General features: G+C 70.8%; 9 protein-coding genes, 1 other RNA gene and 1 pseudogene. 7 read left to right on the forward strand and 4 right to left on the reverse strand.

Features of this window, described 5'->3' with window-relative positions:
• The 5 genes and pseudogenes from VOI19_RS06030 to rnpB form a co-directional block, all read left to right on the forward strand.
• Positions 1-330, forward strand: a pseudogene (locus tag VOI19_RS06030) (hypothetical protein); the annotation flags it as partial.
• Entirely contained in the window at positions 324-1262 is a 939-nt protein-coding gene (locus tag VOI19_RS06035) for an alpha-E domain-containing protein (protein WP_323792054.1), read from the forward strand. The pseudogene VOI19_RS06030 and the gene VOI19_RS06035, both read left to right, overlap by 7 nt.
• Positions 1259-2104 (forward strand): transglutaminase family protein, encoded by an 846-nt coding sequence (locus VOI19_RS06040; RefSeq protein ID WP_323792056.1) that lies wholly within the window; start codon positions 1259-1261, stop codon positions 2102-2104. Before VOI19_RS06035 ends, VOI19_RS06040 begins: the two co-directional genes overlap by 4 nt.
• 7 nt (positions 2105-2111) lie before the next feature.
• Entirely contained in the window at positions 2112-3335 is a 1224-nt protein-coding gene (locus VOI19_RS06045; RefSeq protein WP_323792057.1) for a YibE/F family protein, read from the forward strand.
• 32 nt (positions 3336-3367) lie between these two features.
• Positions 3368-3757: RNase P RNA component class A (rnpB, locus tag VOI19_RS06050), an RNA gene on the forward strand.
• An 85-nt stretch (positions 3758-3842) separates the two neighbouring features.
• Here rnpB and VOI19_RS06055 read toward each other — a convergent pair.
• From VOI19_RS06055 to VOI19_RS06070, 4 genes are all read right to left on the reverse strand, one after another.
• Positions 3843-4619, reverse strand: a complete 777-nt coding sequence (locus VOI19_RS06055; protein WP_323792058.1) for an SDR family NAD(P)-dependent oxidoreductase — start codon at positions 4617-4619, stop codon at positions 3843-3845.
• Between the two features lie 108 nt (positions 4620-4727).
• A complete protein-coding gene (locus VOI19_RS06060) occupies positions 4728-6530 on the reverse strand; it encodes an acyl-CoA dehydrogenase (RefSeq protein ID WP_323792059.1) in 1803 nt (600 codons plus the stop codon).
• Between the two features lie 19 nt (positions 6531-6549).
• Positions 6550-8181: a GAF domain-containing sensor histidine kinase gene (locus tag VOI19_RS06065; protein WP_323792060.1), complete on the reverse strand. Its 1632-nt coding sequence runs from the start codon at positions 8179-8181 to the stop codon at positions 6550-6552.
• 21 nt (positions 8182-8202) lie between these two features.
• A complete protein-coding gene (locus tag VOI19_RS06070; protein WP_323792063.1) occupies positions 8203-8889 on the reverse strand; it encodes a response regulator transcription factor in 687 nt (228 codons plus the stop codon).
• A 125-nt stretch (positions 8890-9014) separates the two neighbouring features.
• On the opposite strand from VOI19_RS06070, the gene VOI19_RS06075 reads away from it, so the two are divergent.
• Complete coding sequence (locus VOI19_RS06075) at positions 9015-9953, forward strand: universal stress protein (protein WP_323792061.1); 939 nt, start codon at positions 9015-9017, stop codon at positions 9951-9953.
• A gap of 86 nt (positions 9954-10039) precedes the next feature.
• A partial coding sequence (locus tag VOI19_RS06080) for a serine/threonine-protein kinase (RefSeq protein ID WP_323792062.1) occupies positions 10040-11073 on the forward strand: 1034 nt, incomplete at its 3' end.

The following is an 11073-nucleotide window of genomic DNA, read 5'->3' on the forward strand; positions in this document are numbered from 1 at the left end:
TCCTCTCGTGGCGGCGGCTCCAAGGACACCTGGGTGCTGGCCGGGCCGACCACCCCGGTCGAGCCGGTGGCCGAGCCGCTGCCGGAGCCGACCGTCCTGGAGGACGAGCTGGCCGAGCACGACGGCGCAGACGTCGCCGAGCCGGTCTCGGCCGAGCCGGAGCCCGAGCCGGAGCCCGAGGCGCCGACCACCCCACCGCCGTCCGCGACCCCCACGGGCGGCCAGCCCGCGCCGGCGGGACCGGCGATCACGTCCATGCACGAGCAGGCCGAGCAGCAGCAGCAGGCGCTCGCCACTCGTCGTACTGCTCGAGGAGGACGCTCATGCTGAGCCGGATCGCGGAGTCGATGTTCTGGATCGGCCGCTACGTCGAGCGGGCCGAGGACACCGCGCGCATCCTCGACGTCCAGACGCAGATGCTGCTGGAGGACCCCACGCTCGACTCCGACGAGATCTGCCACGGGCTGCTCTCGATCATGGGGGTCGAGGACCCCCCTGAGCACGTCGACCTCGCCTACGTCCTCAACACCCTGGCCTACGACCCGACCTCCCCGGTCTCGATCGCGGCCGCCATCGGTGGTGCCCGCGAGAGCGCGCGGCGGGCCCGCGAGACGCTCTCGGTGCCGTTGTGGGAGGTCATCAACACGGCCAACCGCGAAATCGTCTCGGGCCAGTTCGGCGCCCGACGCGCCCCAGGGATCTTCCAGTGGGTGCGCGAGCGAGCCGCTCTCATCAACGGCACCGCCGACGCCACGATGACGCGTGACGAGGGCTGGCAGTTCTTGATGCTCGGCCGCTGCGTCGAGCGTGCCGACATGACCTCTCGTCTGGTCGCGACAGCCTCCATGACCGCCGGTACGTCGGTCCAGTGGGCCAGCACGCTGCGCGCGTGCGGAGCCTACGAGGCCTTCCTGCGCACCTACCGCGGCCAGGAGACCGAGCGTGCGGCGGCTGAGTTCCTGCTGCTCGACCGGCTCTTCCCCCGCTCGGTGGTCTTCTCGCTCAACCGGGCCGAGCTGTGCCTCGACAACCTCGAGTCGTCCGGGCAGCGCGCCGGCTTCCAGAACGACGCCCAGCGTCTCCTCGGCCGCACGCGCGCCGAGCTGGAGTACCGCTCGCTCTCCGACGTGGTGGCCGACCTCCCGAGCGAGATGGAGCGGCTCCAGCGCACGTGTGCCCTGGCCACCGAGGCCGTCACCCGCCGGTTCTTCGCCGGCTCCGAAGCACTGGCCTGGCACGGCATGGGAGGGACCCCCGCATGAGCATGCAGCTGCGCGTCGACCACACGACGACCTACGACTACGACGGCAAGGCCGTCGCCTCCTACAACCAGGCGCGACTGACCCCGGTGACCACGACCGACCAGATCGTCGTGCACAGCCGGGTCGAGGTCAGCCCCAAGCCGTGGACCTTCGAGTACCGCGACTACTTCGGCACCCACGTCACGGCCTTCGAGGTCGTCGACCCGCACGAGGCGATGACGGTCAGCGCGACGTCGACCGTGCAGACCAACCGACCCCCCGCTCCCCCGCCGTCCCTCACCTGGGAGCAGCTGGGCGAGCGCGAGGTCGCCGACCGGTGGACCGAGTTCCTCTCCACCCCCGAGATAGTGCTGGCCGCCCCCGACTTCGAGCAGCGCGCCAAGCAGGTCGCGGCCGACTACGAGCTGCCCGGAGAGGCAGCGCGCGACCTGTGCGCGATGGTGCACGACGAGGTCGAGTTCGTTCCTGGAGCCACCCAGGCCGGCGGCCTCGCCGCAGCGGCCTGGCAGCAGCGCGCCGGCGTGTGCCAGGACATGGTGCATCTCGTCATCGGCGGCCTGCGCGCCGTCGGCATCCCGGCCCGCTACGTCTCCGGCTACTTCCATCCCGACGCCGACCCGGTCATCGGGGAGACCGTGCATACCTCCGCCCATGCCTGGGTCGAGTGGTGGGACGACGGCTGGCACGGCTTCGACCCGGCCAACAACGTGGAGCCGGACGACCGCTACATCTCCGTCGCCTACGGCAGGGACTACCTCGACGTGAAGCCCATCAGCGGCATCTACTCCGGGGTCGGGACGTCGCGCCTGGAAGCCGACGTCGCGATCGTGCGGCTGGCCTAGCACGCAGGTGGGAGGCTCACACGCACACCGGGCGGCCGAGGACGCCGTCCCGGTCACCGTCGAACGACGTCCGCGGCTCGTCCTGCTGGCCGCCCTGGGAGTCTTCTTCGTCCTCACCGTCGCCGGTGTCGTCACGCTCTGGCCGGACACCTCGAAGGTCGACGAGCTCTCGGAGTCGGTGAGCTTTGCCGCTCCCGGGGTCACCTTCCCCTCGGCCGACGTCGTCGAGGTCCAGGAGCCCTGCGCCTCCCTCTCGGAGGACCAGGGCTGCGGGCGCATCACCGTGCGCGTCGCCGAGGGCGAGAGCGCCGACGAGGAGGTCACCATCGGAGTGCCCCCGGACGTCCTGGAGGCCGGTCTCACCGCCGGTGACACCGTCAAGCTCATCCTCGTGCCGGCCCAGGACCAGCAGGAGCCGAGCTACAGCTACTTCGGCACCGTCCGGACGCCGCCGATCGCCCTGCTCCTCGGCATCTTCGTGGTGGTCGTGGTCGCCGTGGCGCGGTGGCGCGGTGTCTTCGCGCTGATCGGCCTCGCGTTCGCGGGGGCCGTCTTCGTGTCCTTCATGCTGCCGGCCCTGCTCTCGGGCGAGAACGGTCCGCTGGTGGGGATCGTGGGCTCCTCGGCGATCATGTACGTCGTCCTCTACACGACGCACGGGTGGTCGCTCCGCACGAGCGCGGCCCTGGCCGGCACCCTGGTGGGGATCGCCCTGACCGCCGCGATCGGCTACCTGTCGGTGGGTGATTCGCGGCTGACCGGCGTCACCGACGACGGCGACCGGATCCTCAGCACCCTCGGCGGCGACCTGTCCTTCCAGGGGCTGCTGACCTGCGCGATCATCATCGCCGGGCTGGGCGTGCTCAACGACGTCACCATCACCCAGGCCTCGGCGGTCTGGGAGATCCGCGGCGCCGCGCCGACCATCTCGCGACGTCGGGTCTTCGTGAGCGGCATGCGCATCGGCCGCGACCACATCGCCTCCACGATCTACACGATCGTCTTCGCCTACGCCGGCACCGCGCTCACCGTGCTGCTGCTGCTGTCGCTCTACGACCGGCCCTTCCTCGACCTGCTCGCCACCGAGGAGATCGGCCAGGAGGTCGTGCGCACCCTCGCCACCAGCATCGGCCTGGTGCTCGCCGTCCCGCTCACCACGCTGATCGCCGTCGTCACGCTCCCGGCCGCGATCGACCTCGAGCCCGAGCCCGCGAAGACCCCGGGCATGTAACTGGCGCGGACGGGCTATCCTGCTCGAGCGGATGGGCTGGCCGGGCGACCGCGTTGTGCCGAGTGATCGGTGCACCGAGGAAGGTCCGGGCTTCGCAGAGCAGGGCGGTGGGTAACACCCACCCGGGGCAACCCGCGGGACAGTGCCACAGAGAACAGACCGCCACTCCGGTCTCACGATCGGAGCGGTAAGGGTGAAACGGTGGAGTAAGAGACCACCAGCACGCCGGGTGACCGGCGTGGCTCGGCAAACCCCGCCCGAAGCAAGATCAGACAGTGCACGTCGGTTTCGACCTGGAGGGCTGCTCGCCCGAGTGCACGGGTAGATCGCTGGAGGCTGTCGGTAACGGCAGCCGTAGATGGATGGTCGCCCTCGCTCCTCACGGAGCGGGACAGAACCCGGCCTACAGGCCAGCCCCTCCGCCCCTGGGCACGAATGGAGAGCGAGTTAGCCCGCTGTCATCTGCGTACCGCACTGATCGTCGACGCACGCCGACCGCCGGACAGCTCAGTCGGAGCCGAGGCCGAGCATCCCGACGATCCCGTGCTGGCGCCCGGCGGTGTAGCCACCGTCGACCAGCATCGTGCTGCCGGTGACGAAGGAGGCGTCGTCGGAGGCGAGGAACGAGATGGCGGCCGCAATCTCGGGGGCCTCGCCGCACCGGCCCAGCGCATGGGCGTCGATGAAGGACTTGCGGATGTCGGCCATCCCGTCGAGACCGAAGACGCCGTCCATCATCGGGGTGTCGATGAAGCCGGGGCACACGACGTTGGCTCGGATCCCGCGGCGGCCGTAGTCGATCGCGAGGTTCTTGGTGAGGATGACGACGCCGCCCTTGGACGCGTTGTAGGCGCTGCCGCCCTCGGTGCCCTCCACGCCCTCGACGCTGGCGATGTTGACGATCGAGCCTCGCTGCCCGATGGCGTTCGGCTCCTGCTCGAGCATCAGCGTGATCGCGGCCTTGCTGGTGAAGAACGTGCCCTTGAGGTTGATGTCGACCACGCGGTCCCACTCGTCGCCCTCGACCATGTGCACCGGACCTCCGCCGGCGACACCGGCGGCGTTGACCAGGACGTCGATCCGCCCGTGCTGGTCGCGCACGTCGGCGAATGCCGCCTTGACCGCCGCCTCGTCGCGCACGTCGACGACCACGACCCCCTCGGCCTGAGTGACGTCGAGCCGCACGACCGTCGCCCCCTCCGCCGTGAACCGAGCGGCGGTTGCCGCGCCGATGCCTGACGCAGCACCCGTGATGATCGCGATCTTGCCGTCGAGCTGACCCATGAGCGTGCCCCTGTGCTGGTGGAGGTGATGTGACGCACCGAACATTCACACAGCGCCGGAGCGCCGTCAAACACTTGTCTTAGGACCCCGTCCTACCCGGCCCCGGGGTCAGAGGACGTCGGGATCGAGGTCAAGGGTCATGGTGTCGAGCGACTCCAGCAGCGCCAGCCTCGGCGCAATCGTCGGCAGCTCGAAGGCGAAGAAGTAGCGGGCCGCGGCGCGCTTGCCGTCGTAGAAGCGCCCCTGCTGCTCCCCCACGGTCACCAGCTGCTCGAGCCACAGCCAGGCGACCACGACGTGGCCGACGGCCTCGAGGTAGAGCGCGGCGTTGGCGAGCGCGAGATCGGGGTCGCCCTTCTCCCACAGCACCCCGGTCACCCGGACGACGTCGTCCCAGGCCGATTCCAGCGCGACGGCGTACGTCGCCGCTGCCCCGCCGGCCGCAGCCGCGGCCGCCGTGGTCGCCTGGATGCGAGCCCCGAGCACGCCCAGCGCCACGCCGCCTCCCTCGACGACCTTGCGACCGAGGAGGTCGAGCGCCTGGATCCCGAAGGTGCCTTCGTGGATCGGGTTGAGCCGGTTGTCGCGGTAGAGCTGCTCGACGGCGTAGTCGCGGGTGTAGCCGTAGCCCCCGTGCACCTGGATCGCCAGGTCATTGGCGGCCAGGCACCACTGCGACGGCCACGACTTCGCGATCGGCGTGAGCAGGCCGAGCAGCCGTCCGGCCTCCTTCGCGGCCTCGGCGTCGGGGTGGGTGCGTGACTCGTCGACCAGGTGGGCGCAGAAGAGGATCAGCGCCAGTCCGCCCTCGACGTACGACTTCTGAGCCAGCAGCATCCGTCGTACGTCGGGGTGCGTGGTGATCGCCACCGGCGACGAGGCCGGGTCCTTGGCTCCCAGCGGACGGCCCTGGTCGCGGTTGCGGGCGTAGTCGAGGGCGTGCAGGTAGCCGGTGTAGCCGAGCGCCATCGCGCCGGCGCCGACGCTCACGCGGGCCTCGTTCATCATGTGGAACATCGCGCTGAGGCCACGACCTTCCTCGCCCACGAGGTGGCCGACCGCCCCGGAGCGTCCGCCCGGGGTCGCAAAGCCCTCGCCGAAGTTGAGCAGGGTGTTGGTGGTCGCTCGGTAGCCCATCTTGTGGTTGAGCCCGACCAGGGCGACGTCGTTGCGCTCCCCCAGGCTGCCGTCGGCCTCGACGAGGTGCTTGGGCACGATGAAGAGGGAGATGCCCGCGGTGCCGGGGCGAGCGTCGGGCGTGCGGGCCAGCACGAGGTGCACGATGTTCTCGGTGAGCTCGTGGTCGCCACCGGAGATCCACATCTTGGTGCCGGTGAGGCGGTAGGTGCCGTCGTCCTGACGCTCCGCGCGGGTCTTGATGTCGCCCAACGACGAGCCGGCCTGCGGCTCCGAGAGCGCCATCGTGCCGTACCACCGACCGGCGATGACCGGCTCGGCGTAGGTCGCGATCTGCTCGGGAGTACCGTGAGCGACCAGCAGGCTGGCATTGCCCTCGGCCAGGAACGGGTAGGCGAAGGCGCCGATGCTCGCCGCCTGGAGGTACGTCGATGCCGCCTGGTGGACGACGAAGGGCAGCTGCATGCCGCCCAGGGCCGCGTCGAAGACGCTCGTGGGGAGCCCGGAGGCGGTGTAGGCCTCGAGGGCCCGCTTCACCTCGGCGGGCTGCACGACACGGCCGTCGTCGCCGACGTAGGGCTCGTCGGTGTCGGCGAGCCGGTTGAGCGGCGCGAAGTGGTCCTCGGCGAGCTGGGCACTCAGGTCGAGCACACCGTCGAAGGTCTCGCGGTCGTGCTCGCAGTAGCGCTCCCGACTCACGAGCCCCTCCACGTCGAGCCACTCGTAGAGCAGGAAGTCGAGGTCGCGACGGTTCATGATCTTCGAGTCAGCCACGCCGCCAGCCTAGGTCAGGCTAGGTGCGCGGGACCGACCACACCAGGCGGGTGCCACCGTCCACGCCGGCACCGATCTCGAACGAGCCTCCCCGGGCCTCGGCGCGGTGACGCAGGTTGGCCAGGCCGCTCTCGACGGCTCCCTCGCCAGGCCCGCAGCCGTTGTCGGTCACCGTGAGCACGGTTGCCTCCCCGGCTGTCAGCACCACCTGGAGCGAGGTCGCGCCCGCGTGCCGCGCGGCGTTCGACAACGCCTCTCCCAGCACCGCGAGCAGATCGGGGGCCACGCCGTCACCGATCATCGTGCGCACCGGGCCCTCGAAGGTCAGGTCGGGGCGGAAGCCCAGGGCCCGCCGGGCGCGGTCGACCACGCGGGTCACCTCCGACTGGATGTCGGTGGCGGCCTGCACGGCGCCGAGCTCGAAGATGGTGCGGCGGATGTCCTTGATCGTGGCGTCGAGGTCGTCGACGGCGCTCGTCAGGCGTTCGGCGGCCTCGCCGTCCTTCGTACGACGCGAGGTGCTCTCCAGCCCGAGGCAGACGCCGAAGAGTCGCTGGATCACCAGGTCGTGCAGGTCGCGAGCGATGCGGTCGCGATCCTCGAGCACCGCCAGGCGCTGACTCGCCTCCCGCGCCTGTGCCACCTCCAGCGCCAGTCCGGCCTGCTCGGCAAAGCTCTCCAGCCACGCGGGGTCGACCTCGTGGAACGACTCGATCCGCCCGGCCTCCCAGCCCAGCACGAGGGCCAACGAGCGATCGGCTCGCACGGACACCGACAGCAGCAGTTGCTCCTCAGCAACCAAAGGCCCCTCGGCCGCCGACTCGAGGTCGACCCCCTTCAGCTCACGCGCCAGCCCCGACAGGGCTCGTGGCACCACGGGGCCGTCACCCGAGACCTGCACCGGGACCTCGAAGATCCAGCTCGTGTCGGCACCGCTGACCTGCCGGGCGTGCTCCGCGAGGCCGTCGAGCGCATCGTCAGGGCTCAGCGATCCGGCGATCCGGCCTGTGATCTCGGCGGTGGCGCCCAGCCACTGCTCGCGACGCTGCGCCTCCTCGTAGAGCCGAGCGTTCTCGATCACGACGCCTGCTGCTGCGGCAAGGGCCACCACGATCGCCTCGTCCTGCGACGTGAAGTCGCCGGGGCCCATCTTCTCGGTGAGATAGAGGTTTCCGAAGACCTTGTCGCGGATCCGCACCGGCACCCCGAGGAACGAGCTCATGCTCGGGTGGTGGTCGGGGAAGCCGACCGAGCTCGCGTGCTCGGCGAGGTCGTGCAGCCGCAGCGGCTGGGGCCGGTCGATGATCTGTCCGAGAAGCCCGTGCCCACGCGGCAGCTCGCCGATCTCGACTGCGACGTCCGCGGCGATGCCGTGGTGGATGAAGGTCCGTAGCCGGGGGCCTCCGCGCCCACCGAGCACCCCGAGAGCGGCGTAGCGCGCGTCGACGAGGGCACCCGCGACCTCCACGATCCGCGCGAGCACGCTGTCCAGCGTCAGGTCGGCGGCCAGGGTCACCACGGCATCGAGGAGGAGACCGAGCCGTTCCTTCTCGTCGAGCACGCCCTCGACGCGGCTGGCCACCTCACGCAGCAGGTCGTCGAGATCGGTCGCGTCGAGCGGGCCCGTGGGCTCGTCCTCGGTCTCAGGCATGCGGCTCCTCGGTCCGGTGGCTCAGCCGTCGCTCGGGTGCTTCGCCACGAACAGCGCTGCCTGCGTGCGGCTGCTGAGCCCGAGCTTGGCGAGCAACGTGGTGACGTAGTTCTTGATGGTCTTCTCGGCCAACGACATCTGCGCGGCGATCTCGCGGTTCGTCAGACCTTGTCCGATCAGCGCGAGGATGCGCTGCTCCTGGGCGGTGAGCCGCTCGAGCTCCTCGTTGACCGGCGGCCCCGAACGCACGCGCTCGAGCACCCGGGCAGTGACCTCCGGGTCGAGCAGCGACTGGCCCGCGGCGACCCGTCGTACGGCGTCGACCAGGTCGGTGCCCCGCACCTGCTTGAGGACGTAGCCGGAGGCTCCGGCCATGATGGCGGCGAAGACGGCGTCGTCGTCGTCGAACGACGTCAGGATCAGCACGCGGGTGCCCGGCTCGCGCGAGCGCACCTCGCGACACACGTCGATGCCGGACCCGTCGGGCAGGCGCCCGTCCAGGATCGCGACGTCAGGTCGCAGCGCCGGGATCCGCCGCGCGGCCTCCTGCGCAAGGCCTGACTCCCCGACCACCTCGAGGTCGTCCTCGGCCTCGAGGAGGTCGCGCAGCCCGCGCCGGACGACCTCGTGGTCGTCGAGGAGGAACACCCGGATCGGCCCCGAGGCCCGGGGCGCGCCTGCGTCGCCGTCCGATGCCTGCTGCTCGATCTCGCTCACCCAAGCACCGTAAGGCCTCGGGGCCGCTTGCGGAGTGGACGCGTCGGGACCTTGGTCCTGAGAAGTCGGGCCCGTGGACCGTGGTTGTGCGCTGACTCATCGACGAGGGTGGAGCCATGACCACCACTCTTCTGCTCAGCGACATTCCCCGCGACAGCGTCGTCGTCGGCGTGGACGGCTCCGACGGCTCCGACCGCGCGCTCGACTGGGCCGCCGACGAGGCAGCCCGTCAGCAGCGCACCTTGACCGTCGTGCACACCGCCTCACCGCCCACCCCGTGGTTGGCCGGCGGGTACGGCGCCGTCCTGATGGACCCGGTCGCCGCCGACAACGCGATCCTGGCGCTCGGACGCAGCCACACCGCGGCTGCTCGCGAGCGGGCAGCGGCGCGTCAGCCGCAGCTCGACATCGTCGAGGTCGCCGACGTGCTCGACCCGAGGCTCGGCCTCGTCGTGGCCGGCCGTCACGCCCACACGCTGGTCGTGGGTTCGCGCGGACGCGGACCACTGCTCAGCCTCGTGCTCGGCTCGGTCAGCGTCGCGGTCACCCGACAGGCCAGCTGCCCGGTCGTGGTCGTCCGCCCGGGCGAGGTCGCCGGCAGCTCGGTCCTGGTCCTCGTCGATGGCACCGCGGCGTCCCTGCCCGTGCTGGAGCACGCCGTGCGAGCGGCGTCGGAGACCGGGCGCTCGCTGCATGTGACCCACCTGCTCTGGACTGCCTTCGACATCGACCACCAGCTCTTCGCGGAGGGCGAGCGCCTGCTCTCCGAGGTGACCGCCGGGCTGGGTGAGCGCTACCCCGACGTCGAGGTCACCACCGAGCTAGCCCACTTCGTCAGCCCGGAACAGGTCATCGAGGCCGCGGCGGACGCAGCTCTCGTGGTCGTCGGGCACCACCCGACGAGCAGGCTGCACCAAGTCCTCTACCGCTCGGTGTCCACCGGGGTGCTCGAGCACGCCGACACACCGGTAGTGGTCGTGCCGACCGCGCCCGACACCGAGCAGGCGGACGGCGAGCCCTCTCATGAGCTCGCGGACCAGCTGGTCACCCGCTGACTCCCCCGGTCGGGTGGTGGCATTTTCTACTACCTCAGCCATAGTGAAGTTGATTCCTTCTGTCTATCCCCCAGGACTCTTCACTCATGACGTCAGCCCCCACGCTCCTCAACGACCGATACGAGGTCGATGACCTCATCGGCCGAGGCGGGGTGGCCGACGTCCATCGCGCTCATGACCGTCTCCTCGATCGCGCAGTGGCGGTGAAGATGCTGCGCGACGCGAGCTCGGACGACGCCGCCCGCTTCGCCGACGAGGCGCGACTGCTCGCCGCCCTCGAGCACCCGCACATCGTGCGGCTGCTCGACGCGGGCGTCGCGGACGACCGGCCCTGGATCGTGCTGGAGCTCGTCGAGGGGCCGACCCTCGGTGAGGTGATGGGTCAGACTCAGGTCGACCTCGAGACCGTCACCCGCGTCGGGCGCGACATCGCCTCCGCGCTGGCGCACGCCCACGCGAGCGGTGTCGTGCACCGCGACGTCAAGCCCGGCAACATCTTGATCGCTGCCGACGGCACGGCCAAGCTCACCGACTTCGGCATCGCCAAGCTCGCCGACAGCACAGCCGCGATGACGCTCAGCGGTCACACGATCGGCACCGCGGCCTACCTCTCGCCTGAGCAGGTGCGTGGGGAGAAGGTCACCGGGGCCGGCGACGTCTACGCACTCGGACTGGTGCTCCGCGAGGCTCTCACTGCTGTCCGCGCCTACCCGGGCTCGCCTATCGAGTCAGCCGTCGCCCGGCTCAGCGTGGCACCGCTCATCCCGACCTCGCTGCCCACGGGATGGCCCAGCCTGATTGCTGCCATGACCGACATGGACCCGACCGAGCGGCCGAGTGCCGTCGACGTCGCCCTCCGTCTCGAGCTGCCGGTCCCGGCCGTGTCCGTCGTGGACAGCGTGGCCCACACCCGGGCGGTGCCGGTCGTCGCGCCGGTCGTCACGCCGGTCGTCACGTCGGGCCGCCGCCGTGGCGCCCACCGCGCCCGTCGTCGCGGTGGCCTCCTGGCCGGTGCTGCCGCAGCGGTGGTCCTCGCCGGTGGGGCGCTCGTAGTCACCCAGGCCTCGATCAGCGACGCACCTGCCGTCGCCGATCCGAGCACCTCGACCACCCCGCCGTC

This window comes from Nocardioides sp., from assembly GCF_034670285.1.
In the GTDB taxonomy this organism is placed as follows: domain Bacteria; phylum Actinomycetota; class Actinomycetes; order Propionibacteriales; family Nocardioidaceae; genus Nocardioides.

Excerpts from the sequence above, each read along its gene's own strand:
- VOI19_RS06035 (WP_323792054.1), top strand. The coding sequence starts at position 324 with ATGCTGAGCCGGATCGCGGAGTCGATGTTCTGGATCGGCCGCTACGTC.
- VOI19_RS06040 (WP_323792056.1), top strand. The coding sequence starts at position 1,259 with ATGAGCATGCAGCTGCGCGTCGACCACACGACGACCTACGACTACGAC.
- VOI19_RS06055 (WP_323792058.1), bottom strand. The coding sequence starts at position 4,619 with ATGGGTCAGCTCGACGGCAAGATCGCGATCATCACGGGTGCTGCGTCA.
- VOI19_RS06065 (WP_323792060.1), bottom strand. The coding sequence starts at position 8,181 with ATGCCTGAGACCGAGGACGAGCCCACGGGCCCGCTCGACGCGACCGAT.
- VOI19_RS06075 (WP_323792061.1), top strand. The coding sequence starts at position 9,015 with ATGACCACCACTCTTCTGCTCAGCGACATTCCCCGCGACAGCGTCGTC.